Annotated in this window: 16 protein-coding genes and 7 tRNA genes; 5 read left to right on the top strand and 18 right to left on the bottom strand. The window is 32.3% G+C overall.

Going from position 1 to position 17,886, the window contains the following annotated elements; translation table 11 throughout:
- Positions 1–25: 25 nt before the first annotated feature.
- Positions 26–1,222: a knotted carbamoyltransferase YgeW gene (gene ygeW, locus AB8U03_RS11365; protein WP_369704669.1), complete on the bottom strand. Its 1,197-nt coding sequence runs from the start codon at positions 1,220–1,222 to the stop codon at positions 26–28.
- A gap of 134 nt (positions 1,223–1,356) precedes the next feature.
- Entirely contained in the window at positions 1,357–2,709 is a 1,353-nt protein-coding gene (locus AB8U03_RS11360; RefSeq protein WP_369704668.1) for an 8-oxoguanine deaminase, read from the bottom strand.
- Positions 2,710–2,997: 288 nt separating this feature from the next.
- On the opposite strand from AB8U03_RS11360, the gene AB8U03_RS11355 reads away from it, so the two are divergent.
- Entirely contained in the window at positions 2,998–3,996 is a 999-nt protein-coding gene (locus AB8U03_RS11355; protein ID WP_369704667.1) for a DnaD domain protein, read from the top strand.
- Positions 3,989–4,975, top strand: coding sequence for an ATP-binding protein (locus tag AB8U03_RS11350; RefSeq protein ID WP_369704666.1), 987 nt, complete (start codon positions 3,989–3,991; stop codon positions 4,973–4,975). Before AB8U03_RS11355 ends, AB8U03_RS11350 begins: the two co-directional genes overlap by 8 nt.
- Positions 4,976–5,093: 118 nt before the next feature.
- On the opposite strand, the gene AB8U03_RS11345 is transcribed toward AB8U03_RS11350, so the two are convergent.
- The 3 genes from AB8U03_RS11345 to AB8U03_RS11335 are packed head-to-tail and all read right to left on the bottom strand — an operon-like array spanning position 5,094 to position 8,016.
- Complete coding sequence (locus AB8U03_RS11345) at positions 5,094–6,242, bottom strand: HlyD family secretion protein (protein WP_369704665.1); 1,149 nt, start codon at positions 6,240–6,242, stop codon at positions 5,094–5,096.
- 32 nt (positions 6,243–6,274) lie between these two features.
- On the bottom strand, positions 6,275–7,291 hold the full coding sequence (locus AB8U03_RS11340) for an ABC transporter permease (protein ID WP_369704664.1): 1,017 nt from the start codon (positions 7,289–7,291) through the stop codon (positions 6,275–6,277).
- The gene (locus AB8U03_RS11335; RefSeq protein ID WP_369704663.1) at positions 7,288–8,016 is read right to left on the bottom strand and encodes an ABC transporter ATP-binding protein; all 729 of its coding nucleotides are present in this window, start codon (positions 8,014–8,016) and stop codon (positions 7,288–7,290) included. Before AB8U03_RS11335 ends, AB8U03_RS11340 begins: the two co-directional genes overlap by 4 nt.
- Positions 8,017–8,151: 135 nt before the next feature.
- On the opposite strand from AB8U03_RS11335, the gene AB8U03_RS11330 reads away from it, so the two are divergent.
- Positions 8,152–8,712 (top strand): TetR/AcrR family transcriptional regulator C-terminal domain-containing protein, encoded by a 561-nt coding sequence (locus tag AB8U03_RS11330; protein ID WP_369704662.1) that lies wholly within the window; start codon positions 8,152–8,154, stop codon positions 8,710–8,712.
- Positions 8,713–8,923: 211 nt separating this feature from the next.
- On the opposite strand, the gene AB8U03_RS11325 is transcribed toward AB8U03_RS11330, so the two are convergent.
- The 9 genes from AB8U03_RS11325 to AB8U03_RS11285 form a co-directional block, all read right to left on the bottom strand.
- Positions 8,924–8,999: transfer RNA gene (locus tag AB8U03_RS11325), tRNA-Thr, on the bottom strand.
- A 5-nt stretch (positions 9,000–9,004) separates the two neighbouring features.
- Positions 9,005–9,081 (bottom strand) — tRNA-Asp (locus AB8U03_RS11320).
- 21 nt (positions 9,082–9,102) lie between these two features.
- A tRNA-Val gene (locus tag AB8U03_RS11315) sits at positions 9,103–9,178 on the bottom strand.
- Positions 9,179–9,187: 9 nt separating this feature from the next.
- Positions 9,188–9,262: transfer RNA gene (locus tag AB8U03_RS11310), tRNA-Glu, on the bottom strand.
- 122 nt (positions 9,263–9,384) lie between these two features.
- Positions 9,385–9,461: transfer RNA gene (locus tag AB8U03_RS11305), tRNA-Asp, on the bottom strand.
- 21 nt (positions 9,462–9,482) lie between these two features.
- Positions 9,483–9,558, bottom strand: a tRNA-Val gene (locus AB8U03_RS11300).
- A gap of 9 nt (positions 9,559–9,567) precedes the next feature.
- Positions 9,568–9,642, bottom strand: a tRNA-Glu gene (locus AB8U03_RS11295).
- A 206-nt stretch (positions 9,643–9,848) separates the two neighbouring features.
- Positions 9,849–10,664 (bottom strand): pyruvate, water dikinase regulatory protein, encoded by an 816-nt coding sequence (locus AB8U03_RS11290; protein ID WP_369704661.1) that lies wholly within the window; start codon positions 10,662–10,664, stop codon positions 9,849–9,851.
- A 12-nt stretch (positions 10,665–10,676) separates the two neighbouring features.
- Entirely contained in the window at positions 10,677–11,057 is a 381-nt protein-coding gene (locus tag AB8U03_RS11285) for a CoA-binding protein (RefSeq protein ID WP_369704660.1), read from the bottom strand.
- Positions 11,058–11,246: 189 nt separating this feature from the next.
- Between AB8U03_RS11285 and AB8U03_RS11280 the strand changes: the two genes are divergently transcribed.
- Positions 11,247–12,476: a BaiN/RdsA family NAD(P)/FAD-dependent oxidoreductase gene (locus AB8U03_RS11280; protein ID WP_369704659.1), complete on the top strand. Its 1,230-nt coding sequence runs from the start codon at positions 11,247–11,249 to the stop codon at positions 12,474–12,476.
- A 23-nt stretch (positions 12,477–12,499) separates the two neighbouring features.
- Here AB8U03_RS11280 and AB8U03_RS11275 read toward each other — a convergent pair whose 3' ends face one another.
- The 3 genes from AB8U03_RS11275 to AB8U03_RS11265 all read right to left on the bottom strand — a co-directional run bounded on the left by AB8U03_RS11275 (position 12,500) and on the right by AB8U03_RS11265 (position 16,207).
- Positions 12,500–13,255 carry an acyl-[acyl-carrier-protein] thioesterase gene (locus AB8U03_RS11275; protein WP_369704658.1) on the bottom strand — a complete coding sequence of 252 codons (756 nt, stop codon included), beginning with the start codon at positions 13,253–13,255 and terminating at the stop codon, positions 12,500–12,502.
- A 186-nt stretch (positions 13,256–13,441) separates the two neighbouring features.
- Positions 13,442–14,728, bottom strand: coding sequence for an adenylosuccinate synthase (locus AB8U03_RS11270; RefSeq protein ID WP_369704657.1), 1,287 nt, complete (start codon positions 14,726–14,728; stop codon positions 13,442–13,444).
- 75 nt (positions 14,729–14,803) lie between these two features.
- Positions 14,804–16,207, bottom strand: coding sequence for an NAD(P)/FAD-dependent oxidoreductase (locus AB8U03_RS11265; RefSeq protein WP_369704656.1), 1,404 nt, complete (start codon positions 16,205–16,207; stop codon positions 14,804–14,806).
- A 214-nt stretch (positions 16,208–16,421) separates the two neighbouring features.
- Between AB8U03_RS11265 and AB8U03_RS11260 the strand changes: the two genes are divergently transcribed.
- Positions 16,422–16,742, top strand: a complete 321-nt coding sequence (locus AB8U03_RS11260) for a hypothetical protein (protein ID WP_369704655.1) — start codon at positions 16,422–16,424, stop codon at positions 16,740–16,742.
- 159 nt (positions 16,743–16,901) lie between these two features.
- On the opposite strand, the gene AB8U03_RS11255 is transcribed toward AB8U03_RS11260, so the two are convergent.
- The gene (locus AB8U03_RS11255; RefSeq protein WP_369704654.1) at positions 16,902–17,882 is read right to left on the bottom strand and encodes a 2-hydroxyacid dehydrogenase; all 981 of its coding nucleotides are present in this window, start codon (positions 17,880–17,882) and stop codon (positions 16,902–16,904) included.
- Between the last annotated feature and the right edge of the window lie 4 nt (positions 17,883–17,886).

The raw sequence follows: 17,886 nt of genomic DNA, 5'->3' as shown, positions 1-17,886 counted from the left end.
CACTCTATAAAAAAATATCCATTTTCTATTTTCCTAAAAATCTAGGTGTCTTTTCTTTTAAAAGTTTATCAAATATATTAACTGGACTTTTTACCTTACTCAATAATATCATTGCCGCAATAATATAAGGTTTATACCCTGCCTGTTTATACAGTGGATCACGATAGCGATCAAATACTGAAGCTTCTACTTCTCCTTCTTTACAACTTACACCACTTATATCAGCTGGAAGACAGTGCATATAAAGTGCTTTTCCATTCTTAGTAAGCTTCATCATATCTTCAGTACATTCCCAATCTTTATGTTTTGCATTTTGTGCTAAAAGTTCCTTCTCAAGTATTTTTATTTCATCAAATTTACCTTCACCATACAAATTTGTTCTCTTTTCCATGGCAGTAAATGATGCCCAGCTCTTAGGATAAACGATATCAGCATTTTCAAATGCTTCTTTCATTGAACTGGTCTTAACAAATTTGCCGCCGCTCAATTCCGCATTTTTTCTAGCAACACTTTCTACCTGAGGCATTAAATCATATCCTTCCGGGTGGGCAAGTGAAACTTCCATTCCCATTCTTGTCATTAACCCTACAATACCTTGAGGAACTGACAGTGGTTTACCATAAGAAGGTGAATACGCCCATGTCATAGCCATTTTTTTACCTTTAAGATTTTCTACTCCTCCAAAATGATGGATTATATGTAACAAATCCGCCATACATTGGGTTGGATGATCTATATCACATTGAAGGTTTACAAGAGAAGGGCGTTGTTGAAGAACACCATCTTCATATCCCTGCTTAACTGCATCAGATACATCATGCATATATTTATTACCTTTACCAATAAACATGTCATCTCTTATACCTATAACTTCAGCCATAAAAGAAATCATATTTGCTGTCTCACGTACAGTTTCACCATGTGCAATTTGAGACTTAGACTCATCCAAATCCTGCACTTCAAGTCCAAGTAAATTACATGCACTTGCAAAACTAAATCTTGTCCTTGTAGAATTATCCCTGAATACTGAAATACCTAATCCACTATCAAAAATTTTAGTGGAAATATTATCTTTTCTCATTTCACGAAGGATATCGGCAACTGTAAACACAGCTTGAAGTTCTTCATCCGTTTTTTCCCAAGTTAAGAAAAAATCATTATTGTACATCTTTCCATAGTTTAAACTTCCCAGTTTTTGAATTAAATTTTTAATTTCAGACATAATTACCCTCCCAATTTTAAATTCATTTATAGATTTATTAAAAATATATCCCGAATAAATTTTTTAAACGTCAATTGATATTAGATTAACTAGTTAATTAAATTTTATAATAATAGTTGATCTTTGTCAATAATTTAATTATGTTTTTTTACCATATCAATGGCAACTCTACGAGCTCTTTGAAAAATTTTATCACAATCTATTGTCAAAATTTTACCATCCATTGAAATAATATTACCATTAACCATAGTCATTTTAGTAAAACAGCTGTTACCCAGACACACCAGAGATACCAATGGATCATGACAACCAGCATATTCAATTTTATTCAAATCAAACAATATAATATCAGCTGCCTTGCCTACATCCAATCTACCTGTATCTGATCGTCCTAAAACATCTGCGCCACCTCTGGTAGCAATTTTTAGTATCTCATAAGCACTTAGCCCATTGCTTCCATATTTTAAATGATTTAATAGATAAGCTCTTTTAACTTCCTCCCACATATTGGATCCATCATTGCTTGCGCTTCCATCTACACCAATACTCAACTTACCTGAGACCTTTACAATATCACTAGTTCTACAAATTCCACTGCCCAATTTCATATTTGATGAAGGGCAATGAGCTATACCTGTACCATTAAGATTATTAATTTCTCTATCATTTAAATATATTCCATGAGCATACCATACATCTGATCCAATCCATCCCAGATCCTCCATGAGTTCAAAAGGCCTTCTTCCATATTTCTCAATGCAGAATTTTTCTTCATCCAAGGTTTCAGCTAAATGAGTATGCATCATAACTCCCAGTTTTCTGGCCAATTTTCTTGTCTCAACCATTAAATCCCTGGTTACAGAAAAAGGAGAACATGGTGCAAATGCAATTCTGATCATAGAAAAGTCACTGGGATCATTATATTTGTTAACTAGCCTATCACAGTCCTCCAGTATTTTATCTTCTTTTTGAATAACAGACATGGGTGGTAGTCCCCCTTCATCCCTGCCTAAAGACATGGAACCTCGAGTGGCATGGAATCTAATTCCTATTTTATTTGAAGCCTCTATTTCGGTGTCAATTAAAGTATCTGGTTGATCAGACGGAAATACGTAATGATGATCGGAAGTTAAAGTACACCCTGTTCTTAAAAGCTCACTAAATCCTACTATTGCACCATAATAAACCGCCTCTGGATTTATATTTTTCCAATAATCATAAAGCTTCATAAGCCATGGAAAAAGAGGTTGCTCTTGCACCTCCTTAATTCCCCTAAATAAGGTCTGATATAAATGATGATGGGTATTTACAAAACCCGGAAGTGCAATAAGGCCTGTACAATCTATTTTTTCACATTGTCCAGATACTGAAAAATCATTTCCTATTTTTATAATCTTGGGCCCATCAATAAGTATATTACAATTTTTTAATATATCATCTCTATCATTAAAAGTATAAACAAAATCAATATTTTTAAGCAATATCATCTTTACCTTTTCCCCCTATTATAAAAGCTTTACAGTTCAATGAATTTTATACTTTACATTCAACAAAATACATCAGTTCCAGCTAGTATTATTATAACTTTCACATGGATAATCTGGAAATTAGATTAACTAATCAATTTAACTTTATCATAGCAAAAAATACTTGTCAATATACAACAAATTTCATATTAGCCATCCATTTCATTGTTATACTTTTTTTATTTTGCTATAATAGTTTATTAGAACAGCTTTTTTAAAATGGAACTTATAAAAGGCAGGTAAAAAAATATGAGTACTTTTTTATTTAAAACTAAAGAAATCAACTATACTCCTGTAAGTAATGTTTTTATAGATAAATTTATGCCTAAAGCCCGTGGAGAATTTGTTAAAGTATATATCCTAGGACTAAAATATTGCAAATCTGGTGAATTTGGCGTTAGCTCACAAATCATGGCGAGCGCTTTGCATCTTTTAGAAACTGATGTACTAAACGCTTGGAATTATTGGAATGATGAAAATGTCATTAAAATGATTCCAGTTGACAACATGGGAAATTACAATATAGAATTTCTGGATTTAACAGATAGGGAGATAGAAAAAGAAGATAATATAAACTTATTAGAAGAACTAAGTAAAAATTCTATTAAAGATATGCTTGAAGATATAGAGAAATCCATGGGAAGACCTCTATCTTCAAAAGAAATGACTATGTATATAAGTTGGCTGAATGATTTAAATTTTTCTCCAGAAATTATACTTCTTTTAGTCCAATATTGTACATTAAAGGGTAAAACAAACAGCAGATATATAGAAAGAACTGCCATGTCCTGGTTTGACGCTAAAATAAAAGATATAAATGATGCTCAAATTTTCATAAAAAAACATGAGGACAAGTGGATTAAAATAAGAAAAATTTTAAATTACCTTGGTATAAAAGATGGAGAAGTAATGAAACCACAGGAAGAACTGCTTTCAAAATGGACTGAAAGCTATAATTTTTCTTTAGAAATAATATATAAAGCTTGTGATATATGTTTTCAGAGAATAAATAAAGCTGATTTTAAATATATTGACGGAATATTAACCAGCTGGAATAAGGATAAAATTAAAACCCTAGAAGATATTGAAAAAAAAGATGTAAAAAAATCCAATTATACTAATTTTAAAAATACCAACAAAGGTGCAGAAAACAAAAACTCTAAAGGTACTTTCAATAATTTTAAGCAAAGGGATTATGACTTTAAAGATTTAGAAAAAAAATTGTTAGGATGGGATAAAAATGATTAAAAGTTACCATTCACGGATAATGAAAACTTATGAAAAAATAAGAGAAGAAGATGAAAGATCCTTGAGCGCACGGAAAAAGGAAATTGAAAAAAAAATTCCTGAAGTAATGGATATTCAAAGATTTATAGGAAAACTAAGTTTGAAATTATCAATAAATATATTAAATAATGTTGAAAATAAAGATAGATATCTAAAGGAACTAAAAGAAAAAATTACAGATCTGAAAATTAAAAAATCTGAGATCTTAGCAGTTAATAATTATCCCATAGATTATCTGGAAATACATTATCAATGTCCCAAGTGCAAAGACACCGGATTTATGGGAAATCAAAAATGCAGCTGTTATAAACAAAAGCTTATCAAATTATACTATAATAATTCGGAGCTAATAAATATACTAAATAAAAACAATTTTGATAATTTTAATTTTCAACTATATTCCTCTTTAAAAGGTAAGGAAAACCCAACCAGCCCTAGAAAAAACATAGAAAAGATAGCTTCTATATCATGGAGTTATATAGAAAATTTTTCTTCTTCCAATGAAAACCTATTATTTTACGGTAATCCCGGTACAGGTAAAACCTTTTTATCAAATTGTATATCAAAAGAGCTATTAGATAGAGGTTTTTTAGTTGTTTACAGAACCTCAGAAGCCCTCATAGAGGATTTAAGAAATATAAGATTCAAAAATGACAATGATTTAGAAGATTTTCTTATGAATTGTGATTTACTTATAATAGATGATTTGGGATCAGAACAAATAACAGATTTTTCTAAGACTGAATTATTCAATATCCTAAATAGAAAGTTATTAAAGCAAAAAAAAATGCTCATATCAACTAATTGTGATTTAGAAGAACTTTTAAAATCCTATTCAGAAAGAATTTCCTCCAGATTATTAGGAGACTTTACATTATGTAAATTTTTTGGAGAGGATATACGAATAAAGCAAAACATACAAAATAAAAATTTAAAATAAAAACAGCCGTATCATAATAGATCCATGAAACAAGTACAGGTTAGATTTTTTACATGAATCTATGCTCATCCTCCTGTACTTTTTAAATTTACATGGAAATGTCAAAAAATTTTTACTTTTACTTATTTAATGGAATTTCAACTTCTGCTGTCATACCAGACTTTAACACCCCACTTTTATCTTTTATGGAAATCTTTATTTTGGTAGCTATATGATCTTCATCTGAAGTTGACTGTTTATCTTTAGGAGTATACTCCTTCTTTAAATCGATATAATTTATCTTTCCCTTCTGTGCACCCAGTGAAGTTTTAACAGCTATAGATTGATTATAATGTACTTTATCCAGATATTTGTCTGGTAAATAACATATAACATACAAATCATTTTTTACAGCTATATCTGCAATATTACTTCCAGTAGTTACAATATCCCCTAATTGAAAATTCTTACTTATTATAATTCCATCAGATAATGCAGTTATATTGTATTTATCAAGTTCATTTTTCGCTTGATTCAACTGAGCCACAGATTGATTTAGATCCTCTTGTGCTGCTTTAATTTCATCACCAGTAGCTCCATTTTCCAGAAGTTTTAACTGTGCATTTACAGCTTCGTAGTTTGCACTTGCAGTTTCAATGGCCTGGGAAGTAGAACCTTCTTTCATTAAATCAAGCTGTTGCATAGCATTATCAAGCTTTGACTTTGCAGAAAAAAGTGTATAATTTGAAGTATCCATTTTAGACTTGACATCATCTAATTCTTTCTGAGATATTGCTCCTGATTTATTTAAGAGCAGGTATTTTTCATAATCCGAGTTGGAGTTATCATATGTAGTTTGAGCAATATTTAAATCTTGCTGGGCAATTGAAACGTTGTTTTGTGACTGATTTATCTGTTCTTGTCTATTCCCTGACTTTAACAAATCCACCTGTGCATTTGCAGCCTTAACTTGTGCTCTAGCTTGTTCAATTTGTTCAGGACGTGCACCTGCATTTAATTCAGATAATTTTGCTTTTTTCATATCAACTACCGCCTGTAACTGCTCCACCTGATATTTTTGATTAGAATTATCTACAAGGGCAATTATATCACCTTTTTTCACCTGTTCACCTTGATTTTTATTCATACTTATGATTTTTCCACTGACAGTACTATTGGCAGAAATAGTATTATTTTCAATGTCACCTTTTAAAGTTAGCGAAGACCTGTTCCCACAACCTGTTAATATAACTGCAGCAAATAAAATGCACATCCATATTCGCCTCATAAAACCACCTCTCATCCTAAAATAATCTTATTTTAAATCCTGCGGTATTTTCTAAGTGCCAATATATTCAATATAATAAAAGCAATGCAGATTCCTACTAAAACAAAGATGTCTATCCAAATTGAATTCAGACCTTTTCCACGTATCATAATCTGTTTAAGAGCATCCGCGGAATAATACAAAGGCATAAATCTTCCAATTGCCTGGAGCCAGGGTGCCATTGTACTCATATCAAATATTCCAGAAAAAAACACCTGTGGAACTACAATAAGTGGTATAAATTGTATCATCTGAAGTTCATTTTCTGCAAATGCAGATAGTGCAGTTCCCATAGTTAGTGCCACCATGGCAGTTAAAAAAGTAATTATAAGTACTAGAATAAAAGATCCCACCATCATCATATGAATGATATGAACTGAAAACCACGCTATAAGAACTGCCTGTATTATAGTAAATATACCGAATCCTAAAATATAACCAAGAACAATCTCCCATCTGCGTACTGGAGTTGCAAGCAGTCTCTCAAGAGTACCCTGAGTTCGCTCCCTCAGGAAAGAAACACCTGATATTAGAAATACAAAGAAAAATACAAAAAACCCGATAAGTATAGGCCCGAAATTGTCAAAAGAAGACATATCTTTATAACCATATAAATAAGTTATATCCGGCTTAATTCCTAAATTTGCCCCCTGAATACTATTTTGAACCATTGCAATAACTGCTTTACTTTTTCCTGGATCACTTCCCTCCAGTGTAATATATGGAATCCCCCCTTTATAATCTATAACTGCATCCAATTTTGATTCACTTATAAGTATATCTGCTTCACTTTCACTATATCTGTCTACAACTACATCCTCATCCTCTAATCTATTTATAAATTCTTGGGGTGCATTTATAACTCCTATCTTAGGATGATACTGTTTCCCATTAAAAATATAAGACATCAATGTCAATATGAAAATAGGTGCCAGTATCATAAGTGCAATAGTTCTCTTGTCATTTCTAAGCTGGCGCAAAATACGTATAGTGAGTGCAATAACTTTCATCTCTTACCTCCATAGTACAAAAAAGCTTCTTCTATAGTATTGGAATCAGTATCTTTTTTCAGTATCTCAGGAGTACCCACCGCAATTACCCTTCCATTACGAATCATACAAAGGTTATCACATTTATCAGCCTCATCCATCACATGTGTTGTAATTATAATGGTAGTTCCTTTTTTACTTAAGCCATTAAGTTCATCCCATATAGATTTACGAAGTACGGGGTCAATCCCTACTGTAGGTTCATCCAAAATAAGTACTGGAGGTTGATTTAACATTGCAATAGCTAGGGATAAGCGCCGCTTCATACCCCCTGAATATTGGCTAACCCTTTTCTTTAAATCCTCAGATAAATTTACTAATTCCATAACTTCATCAATACGTTTTGTGCAATCCCTTTTAGATATATTGTACATGGCTGCAAAAAACTTTAAGTTCTCCTCTGCGGTAATATCCCCATAGAGGGCATCGGATTGGGCCATATATCCCATTTTATTCATCATTGAAAGCTTTGGCATCTTCTCGCCCAATACATAAATTTGTCCATGGGTGGGCATATCAATACCTGAAATCATTTTCACAAGAGTTGTCTTTCCAGAACCGGAAGGCCCTAGTAAACCAAAAATCTGAGAATATGATATTTTCAGATTTATATTGTAAAGTATTTGCTGCTTTCCAAAATACCTATCCACATTTTCAACTACTATACTACAAGAATTATGCTCCATAGTACTCCTCCTCATAGCTGATTATACTACAGAGATGGCTATTCATAATAAACATTTTTTCTAATTTTGTTGATTTTTGTTTTACTTTACGTGTAAAATATTACATGAATTCAAGCGAAAGCGAAGTGAACATTCATGACCTCAAAAGCAAACCAATTGCTTAAAGATACCTTTATTGAGCTGTATATCTATAAATCTATAAATAAAATAAGTGTAAAGGAACTATGCCAGAAATCCGGTCTAAATCGCGGAACCTTTTACAGTTATTATGAAAATATAGATAATCTGCTGGAAGAAATAGAAGAAGAATTACTGTCTGATGTAGTAAACATAATGAAAACAGAAAATATTATAATTCACAAACAAGAAGATCTTAATATCTTTTTAGAAACCATAAAAAAATTATTCAATTACATAAGAGAGCATAGCAATTATTTCAAAGCTCTCGTTGGCAAAAACGGGGATAGTCTATTTATACACAAGATAAAAAATGCCATGAAAATGAAACTTTCTATAAAATTTAAAGCTGAGAAGAGAAGCCTTGGAAATTTAAATGAGTACTTGCTGGAATACATATCCTCGGCAAATATAGGAGTTATGACTTACTGGGTTGAAACAGGTATGAAAGCAGATCCTGAAGATTTAATCAATCTAATGATCAAAATACTGTTTAAAGGACCTTTTAATATAAGATAGTATAATTTATTTCCTACATATATAATATAAGCCTTGCAATTTTTTAATTGCAAGGCTTATCCANGAAACAGGTATGAAAGCAGATCCTGAAGATTTAATCAATCTAATGATCAAAATACTGTTTAAAGGACCTTTTAATATAAGATAGTATAATTTATTTCCTACATATATAATATAAGCCTTGCAATTTTTTAATTGCAAGGCTTATCCATGGTGCTGGCAGTAGGCTTCGAACCCACGACCTACTGATTACAAGTCAGTTGCTCTACCAACTGAGCTATGCCAGCAGATATGGCGACTCAGAAGGGTATCGAACCCTCGACCTCCGGCGTGACAGGCCGGCACTCTAACCAGCTGAGCTACTGAGCCATATTAAATAATAATATTACATGGTGGGCACAATAGGGCTCGAACCTATGACCCTCTGCTTGTAAGGCAGATGCTCTCCCAGCTGAGCTATGCGCCCATATAATATTGGTGACCCCTAGCAGACTTGAACTGCTGTTACCACCGTGAAAGGGTGGTGTCTTAACCGCTTGACCAAGGGGCCTTATGAAAAATAAAATTATATTATAATTCTCAACCTAAATGAGTAAATCTCCCCCCTAGAGTAGACTTCTCATTTAAGTTAATCAATTATTGATTTTACAAATATATACATATCTGTATACATGGCGACTCAGAAGGGTATCGAACCCTCGACCTCCGGCGTGACAGGCCGGCACTCTAACCAGCTGAGCTACTGAGCCATATTAAATAATAATATTACATGGTGGGCACAATAGGGCTCGAACCTATGACCCTCTGCTTGTAAGGCAGATGCTCTCCCAGCTGAGCTATGCGCCCATATAATATTGGTGACCCCTAGCAGACTTGAACTGCTGTTACCACCGTGAAAGGGTGGTGTCTTAACCGCTTGACCAAGGGGCCTTATATATTCTTTCAAGTCATATCTGGCGACCTGACATAGTCTATAATACAAAATATTCGTTAAAGTGTCAACACCTTTTTTTCAGATTCTCAAATATATTTCCCCATATTACCTCTAAAATCCTTATATATCAACACTTTAAGAAAATTTCCAGGTTTTAAATTAATTATACAACTTTTTATTTACAAGCCTGTATCTATTAAGATTAATAATTCTTTGTGCCCATATAACCTATATATTCCATTACTATCAATGCAGTATCTTCAATAGCCCTTTTTGTCACATCTATTACTTTACAATGTAACCTTTTTATAAGCCTGTCCGAAAACTCTAATTCTTGAAGAACTCTCTCTTCATTGGCATACTTCAATTTTGTTGACATCATATTATACCTATCCATTCTATGTTTCCTTATTTCTATTAAATGTAGTGGATCTATAGTAAGCGCCACAATTTTTCTTCTGTCAATTTGAAATAATTCTTCTGGCACCGGTACTTCCGGCATAAGTGGTATGTTTAAAGCCTTTATCCCCTTGTTTGCCAGATACATGCACAGTGGCGTCTTAGATGTTCTAGAAAGACCCAATAACACTACATCTGCATGTTTGATACCTGAGTTATCCTTACTGTCATCATATTGAATAGCAAATTCTACTGCTTCTATTTTCTTATAATATTGAGAATCTATCTCCCATATAGCACCTGGTCTGTATTCAGGTATCTTGTTTAACAATCTAGAGGCCATACTTATACAAGGTCCTAGGATATTACTTATAGGTATATTGGATTCTATACACCTTTGAATTAAAAATTCCCTTACTTCTACAAGTACAATTGTAGATATAATCATAATATTTTCTTTACTGTCTAATCCATTTATAAATTCATTTACATCTTCAAAACTCTTTATATATGGAACCCTATGAACTTCTATGTCTGAATAAAATTGACAAGCAGTTCCCTTAGCTACAAGTTCTGCTGTTTCACCTATAGAGTCAGATACTGCATATATTTTTAACATAAATAAGCCCTCCTACTTTTGATGTCTTTTTGATAATTCTACAAGTGCGCATCCCTCAACAGCATCTATTCCATTATTATTACAAAAATCTAATATTTCTTGGCTTTCTGCACCAGGTTGTATTAATATTTTATCTATTCCCAACTTATTAGCTGCTTTAACTATATCAATTCCCACTGCAGGGTTTATGCATAAATCCAATACATGTACCTTAGGAAGCACCTTTTCCAAAGAATCATAAATACTTCCAGCAATATCCCTCGGGTTTACTCCAACTACATTAAACCCTGCAGCTTTTAGAGAATTTAATATCTTAAATGCATATTTCCCCTCCTTAGAAACATTTCCAATAACTGCCCAATTCTTATAATATAGCAAATTAGAAGCTTTCATCCTTATCTCCTCTTTCCATAATAATATTTCATAATAAATTTTAATAATTTCATCTCTAGTATTATTATAAACAACTTTTCGTAAATATATATATTTTTACAGTAATTTAAAATTACAAGCTATATTAAAAATACCATAAGTAAGTTAAAATATATATTATAAAGTTTATTAAAATAAGGAGGTATACTTTTGTTTTATGAAATAATTGTGATTGGTGCAGGTGCTTCTGGCATCATGGCTTCAATTACTGCAAAAGATAATGGAAAAAACGTAGCAATATTGGAATCCAAAAATAGAATGGGAAATAAAATCCTATCTACTGGAAATGGTAGATGTAATATAACAAATAAAAATATAAATCTTACTAAATATCATAGTAAAAATATTCATTTTGCCGAAAATATTTTAAATAAATTTTCAGTTAAAGATACAATTACATTTTTTGAGTCCCTAGGACTTCCCCTTATAACCTTGGAAAATGGAAGAATGTATCCTCTTTCCCTTCAGTCATCATCTGTATTGGATATATTAAAAATGGCAGTTGAAGATAGGAACATACCCATTTATTTTAATTCTAAAGTTACCGATGTAATTTATGACAAGAAATCCTTTAAAATTTTCTGTGATAATGAAGTCTATGAGTGTAACAAACTCATATTATGCACTGGTGGCAAATCTGCCCCCCATACTGGTTCTGATGGTTCAGGCTTTGACATATGCAAAAAATTAGGCCACAGCATGATAACTCCTCTTCCTGCCCTGGTACAGCTAAAACTAAAATATGACCACTTGAAGGCTCTCTCCGGGGTAAAATTCAATGGATATGTGGATATATTGATAGATGATGAATTAAAAAAACATGAATATGGTGAAATTCTATTTACAGACTACGGCATATCAGGTCCTCCTATATTGGAAATAAGCCGTATAGCTTCCTGTAATTTATTGGATAATAAATTTGTGAAAATCAGGATTGACATGTTCCCAAATTTACAAAAAGAAAAACTACCTGAGTTTTTAGAAAATCATTGGGGAACTTTTAGTTATAGGAGTGTCTATAATTCTCTTATAGGAATAATAAATAAGAAAGTCATACCAATACTTCTAAAGGAAGCTTCAATAAGTGATATTCATAAGCCTTGTTATGAACTGGATTGGCGAGAAAAAAAGAATATATATAATTTATTAAAGTCCTGGGAATTCATTGTATATGATACTAATTCATTCAGAAATTCACAAGTTACCTGTGGTGGCATTAATACAAATGAAGTAAACTGTAATACCCTGGAATCCAAAAAAGTAAAAAATTTGTATCTGGCTGGTGAAGTGTTGGATGTAGATGGAGACTGCGGTGGTTTCAATTTACAATGGGCATGGAGTTCTGGATTTATGGCAGGAAAAAGTGCTGCTGAAACATAATTCATCAGCATTTCCCTCTATTTTTATATTTCATTACTATGCCAGATGGCCTCTATAACGGATAGTTCCTTGCCATTGTCATCAATAATCTTATGTAAAGATACATAGTTTCCATCTTGTTTTTTTAATTCAGTAAATATCTTTATTTTTTCCCCGTATAATGCCTCTTTTTCATAGGTTATATTTATATGTTTTATAGTATATTTAAGTATTATATCCAAAGGTATAGTTTCTACAATCCAATCTATATATTTAACATTGTTAACATGTCTGTTAGTGTCTATGTCACTATATCTTACATTAAAACTTTTCTCAATGGTAAACTTTTCAGGTAACTTCACATTTTTAATAGGCAAAGGCTTATTGTCATTTTCAGTTAATCCAAAAATTTTATACATATCTTTAGTTATTCTAAGTATTTTCCTTTTATTAATATCTATCAAAAGCCATATTGAATTAGCCTTAGCTATAACATTATCTTCCTGATCCAAAACTTCAAAAGTTCTATAACCATAGAATTTTCTAAATGAACAAGCATTGGTCCTCACCCTAACTTTCTGACCATATCTGGGGTATTGCTCTATATCTATATCCCACTTATACAAAACCCATGCCACTCCATTTTTCTTTGAATAACTCAAGCCACCTCCTAAATCCTGAGAATGTTTGGTAGCTATATCTCCGAAATAATTTACAAGGCTGGTTATCAGCAACCTTTCTTCATAATCTATTTCGTAGTAATTCACTTCATATTCTTTTTCAGCAATTGATCTATTCATTATCTCTCACTTCCTATTCTTAATTATAATATTCAAAATATAATGTGTAAATTTATTTTCATCTTCAATTGTACACTATAATTATATATTATAATATAATCTCTATTTTTTCCATAGAATAAAATATCATCTTTAAATAAGTTTTACTGTGAAAGCTTATCTAAAGATGATATTTAAATATATATTTTATATATGACTTACATCTATTGTCTGATCCCTGCCCGGTCCCACAGAAACTATAGATATTTTTGTATTTGTAAACTCTTCTATTCTACTTAAATATTTCTTAGCACCTTCTGGTAATTCATCATAAGTTCTGGCATTTTCTATACTTTTGTTCCATCCTTGAAACTCTTCATATATAGGCTCACATTTAGCTAAATCTTCTAGACTTGCAGGTACATAATCTATAATCTTTCCATTAACTTTATATCCAGTACAAATTTTTACCTTTTCAAGTCCTGCCAAAGTATCTATTTTAGTAATAGCAAAACTTGTAAGTCCTGAAAGCCTGCTGCTGGTTTTAAGTATTACCAGATCCAGCCATCCGCACCTTCTGGCTCTGCCTGTAGTAACTCCATATTCATGCCCATTTTCTCTAATCCAATTCCCCGTTTCATCAAAGAGTTCTGTAGGGAAAGGTCCTTTTCCTACCCTTGTAGTATAAGCTTTGGCCACGCCTACCGCACCTGCTATCATAGTAGGGCCTATTCCCGAACCAATACAAACTCCTCCTGCAATGGTACTGGAAGAAGTAACATAAGGATAGGTGCCATAATCTATATCCAGCAGAGTTCCCTGCGCTCCTTCAAATAACACTTTTTTGCCGCTTTTTATATTTTCATAAACTTTTACAGATACATCCCTTACATAAGGAGCCAATGCCTTTCCATAATTAACATATTCATTGTATATTGAATCAAAATCTAAAGGTTTTTCTCCATAAACCTTTGTTATTATATCATTTTTTATTTTTAAATTTTCTCTTAAATTTCCCTCAAATACATCTTGATGCATAAGATCACATACTCTTATACCGCTTCTCTCCATTTTATCCGTATAACAAGGCCCGATTCCCTTTCCTGTAGTTCCTATGTCCTTTTTACCTCTGGCTCTCTCTTTAATACCGTCTAACACTTTATGATAGGGCATAATAAGCTGCGCCCTATCGCTAATTATCAAATTCTTAGGTGAAATATGCACACCTAATTTTTTTAAATAATCTATTTCTTCAAATAGAGCCTTTGGATCAAGCACTACTCCATTTCCTATTACATTAATTTTATCCATATAAAGTATCCCAGATGGTACAAGATGAAGTTTATACTGTTTATCTCCCACTTCAACTGTATGACCTGCATTACTACCGCCTTGAAATCTAACAACCATATCTGCACTTTTAGCAAGATAATCTGTAATTTTGCCTTTTCCCTCGTCACCCCATTGGGCTCCTAAAACAATAAATGCTGACATAAGAATTTCCTCCCCTTTTTATATAGGTTAATATTTGATAAATATTTGTAATTACAAGAGCAATAGGTATTTATATTATTCTCCAAGTATATCTCTGGCAACTACTACCCCTGTTACTGAAGCTTGCATAAGACCTCTTGTAATTCCGGCTCCATCTCCCATTGCATATAAATTTTTTATAGATGTTTCAAATTTGCCATTTGTTTCAAATTTACTAGAATAAAATTTCACTTCTACACCATAGAGCAGTGTATTTTTGCTATAGAGTCCTGGTGCAACATTATTAAAAGCTTTTAATGCTTCGACTATAGATGTCAAATATCTTTGAGGCAAGACAAAACTCAAATCTCCAGGTACTGCAGATTTTAAAGTTGGTATTGTAGTTGATTTTTTAAGCCTGGAATAATCCGTTCGTCTTCCGTTTAACAGATCTCCCAATCTCTGAACCATTATGCCTCCTCCTGTAAGCATATTACCAAGCTTTGCAATATATTTACCGTAAGTTATCGGCTGATTAAATGGCTTGGTAAAAGATGTAGAAACCAGCATGGCAAAATTTGTATTTTCTGTTCTAAGCTCTTTCTCCTCATAGCTATGACCATTTACCACTGCTATTGTACCATCATAATGTTCTTCCGATACAACTCCACCTGGGTTCATGCAAAAAGTTCTAACTTTATTATCAAATGTATCTGAATAATATACAAGTTTTGCCTCATATAGATCCCTGGTTAAATTATCCATTATAGAATTTGGAACTTCTACTCTTACACCTATATCTACAGCATTATTAGTAGTTTTCAGATTTAATTTCTTGGATTGAACTGTAAACCATTCTGCACCAGCTCTACCTGGAGCAACTACTACATAATCCGCCAGAATATTTCTCTCTCCATCCTTATTTTTGACAGTTACTCCAATAGCCTTGTTGTTCTCAACCAATATATCCTTTACTATTGTGAGTTCACTAAATTCCATGTTTGTATTATTTAAAAGATGGTAGTACATTTTTTTTAGTATCTCATAGGCCAATTCTGTTCCCAAATGTCTAACCGGACATTCTATGAGCCTGATATTGTATTTACTTGCTTCATATTTTATCTTATCTATTTTCTCGTTATTCAACCCATATATGGTTTTATTAGCTCCAAAATTCAAATATATATCATCACAATATTTTATTAGCTTTTTACATTCATCTTCTGAAAAATATTCTAGAATTCTTCCTCCCACTTCCGGGCTTAAAGAAAGTTTTCCATCAGAAAAAGCTCCTGCACCAGACCAGCCAGAAGTAATACCACATGGATTGCAATTTACACATTTCCCTGTTATTCTTGCAGGACATTTCCTGCTTTCTATATTTCTGCCTTTATCAATTATTAATATATTCATTTTTTTATTAAGTTTTGTAAGCTCTAAGGCAGTAAATATTCCTGCAGGGCCAGCTCCAACTATTATAACATCATATTTCTCTTTCAAGTAGCATCCCTCCTTCAATATGGTATCAAAATTAAATGTTACAGTCAATAAAAAATGCGAATATTTTTTATAAATTTCGTGTCAAAATTCGTAAATTGTATTAAAACATATATTTTAATTTTAGCTATAATTTGTAAAATTATAATACAATTTTATTAACATTTTGACTTTACTTTCATAATATATATTGTAGTAAATTTTATGGAGGTACCTAATGAACAACAACGATAGTAAAGACATCAAAGAAGAATCCATTGAAGATTATGATTATCCTAGAAATACTTATCCACCCTACTATTGCCCTCTATACAATTGTCCCTATGACTCATCAATGATGGACCAATATGATGATGAAGAAGGCCCAGAGGAACCAAATGATCTTGATTCAGCATACAGGCAGAACGGGCGCAGAAGGCGCAGAAGAAGACGCAGAAGAAGACGTAGAAATTCATTTTTCCCTGGAGTGGGTCCAATAATATTCCCAATTGTATTCCCATTTGGAGATTTTGATGATTTTGATGATTGGGATTATTGAATAAAATTTTTTCCATTTACATTATAATATCATCCTATACCTTTTAAATAAAAAATGCTTCAAATTGTTGAGAAACCCCAATGATTATGGGATCTTCAAAACAGTATGAAGCATTTTTGTTTTAAGCCCTAAATATACTTATGCAATAATAATATAAATCTATAATAGATCTTTTAATTCAGGTACTACATTTGGTGGAACTTCACCAAGCACTGCTTTCACTAGGTTTTTTGCAGCAAGCATTGCCATATCAAAACGAGTTTTTGCTGTAGCTGAACCAATATGCGGCACAGTTATAACATTTGGCATTTTTAAAAGAGGGTTGTCAGGACTTACCGGCTCTGTTTCATAAACATCCAATCCTGCAGCAAGTATTTTTTTGTTATTGAGGGCATCTATTAATGCCTTTTCATTAACTACTTGCCCTCGGGAAGTATTTATAAAAATCGTTGATTTTTTCATCATATCAAATTCCCTGTAATCAATCATATGATAGGTATGCTTATTATAAGGAACCATTATTGAAATAAAATCAGATTTTTTCAACAAATCATCAAAATTTTCATACTCTACTCCCAGCTCTTTTTCAATATTTAATCTTCTATTTCTATTGTAATACAGAACATCCATATTAAAACCAAGCTTTGCCTTCCTGGCAACATATTCCCCAATTCTTCCCAGGCCAACGATCCCTAAAGTAGCATGATTCATATCAACTCCAAAGCCATCATTTTCAATTTCTTTTTTCCATCTGCCTTGTTTTACATATTGATCCAATTCTGTAATTCTTCTGGCCGCTGAAATCATAAGTGCAAGAACCAAATCTGACACCGTTTCATTCAATACAAAAGGAGTATTAGTTCCCATGACACTTTTGCGCTTCATAGCCTCTATGTCAAAGTTATCATAACCAACAGAAATATCACTGACAACTTTAAGCTTAGGTGAATAAGACAATATTTCCTCATCAATTTTCGTACCTGAAGTTAAAAGACCTTCCACATCAGCTAAATTTTCAATAAGTTTATCCTTAGGTATTCTTTCATCAGAATCCCATTTTCTATATTCACAGTATTCTGAAATAAAGGCTTCTACCTTTTCTGGAATAGGTTTCGCTATAAATACTTTAGGTTTATCCATTATC

Origin of the sequence: Clostridium moutaii, assembly GCF_041205085.1 — a bacterium.
Classification (GTDB): domain Bacteria; phylum Bacillota; class Clostridia; order Clostridiales; family Clostridiaceae; genus Clostridium_B; species Clostridium_B moutaii.
Note: the sequence above shows the minus strand (reverse complement) of the source record. Positions and strands in the feature narration are given on the sequence as shown.

Coding starts and splice junctions, on each gene's coding strand:
- ygeW (WP_369704669.1), bottom strand. CDS start 1,222: ATGTCTGAAATTAAAAATTTAATTCAAAAACTGGGAAGTTTAAACTAT.
- AB8U03_RS11360 (WP_369704668.1), bottom strand. CDS start 2,709: ATGATATTGCTTAAAAATATTGATTTTGTTTATACTTTTAATGATAGA.
- AB8U03_RS11355 (WP_369704667.1), top strand. CDS start 2,998: ATGAGTACTTTTTTATTTAAAACTAAAGAAATCAACTATACTCCTGTA.
- AB8U03_RS11350 (WP_369704666.1), top strand. CDS start 3,989: ATGATTAAAAGTTACCATTCACGGATAATGAAAACTTATGAAAAAATA.
- AB8U03_RS11345 (WP_369704665.1), bottom strand. CDS start 6,242: ATGAGGCGAATATGGATGTGCATTTTATTTGCTGCAGTTATATTAACA.
- AB8U03_RS11340 (WP_369704664.1), bottom strand. CDS start 7,291: ATGAAAGTTATTGCACTCACTATACGTATTTTGCGCCAGCTTAGAAAT.
- AB8U03_RS11335 (WP_369704663.1), bottom strand. CDS start 8,016: ATGGAGCATAATTCTTGTAGTATAGTAGTTGAAAATGTGGATAGGTAT.
- AB8U03_RS11330 (WP_369704662.1), top strand. CDS start 8,152: ATGACCTCAAAAGCAAACCAATTGCTTAAAGATACCTTTATTGAGCTG.
- AB8U03_RS11290 (WP_369704661.1), bottom strand. CDS start 10,664: ATGTTAAAAATATATGCAGTATCTGACTCTATAGGTGAAACAGCAGAA.
- AB8U03_RS11285 (WP_369704660.1), bottom strand. CDS start 11,057: ATGAAAGCTTCTAATTTGCTATATTATAAGAATTGGGCAGTTATTGGA.
- AB8U03_RS11275 (WP_369704658.1), bottom strand. CDS start 13,255: ATGAATAGATCAATTGCTGAAAAAGAATATGAAGTGAATTACTACGAA.
- AB8U03_RS11270 (WP_369704657.1), bottom strand. CDS start 14,728: ATGTCAGCATTTATTGTTTTAGGAGCCCAATGGGGTGACGAGGGAAAA.
- AB8U03_RS11260 (WP_369704655.1), top strand. CDS start 16,422: ATGAACAACAACGATAGTAAAGACATCAAAGAAGAATCCATTGAAGAT.
- AB8U03_RS11255 (WP_369704654.1), bottom strand. CDS start 17,882: ATGGATAAACCTAAAGTATTTATAGCGAAACCTATTCCAGAAAAGGTA.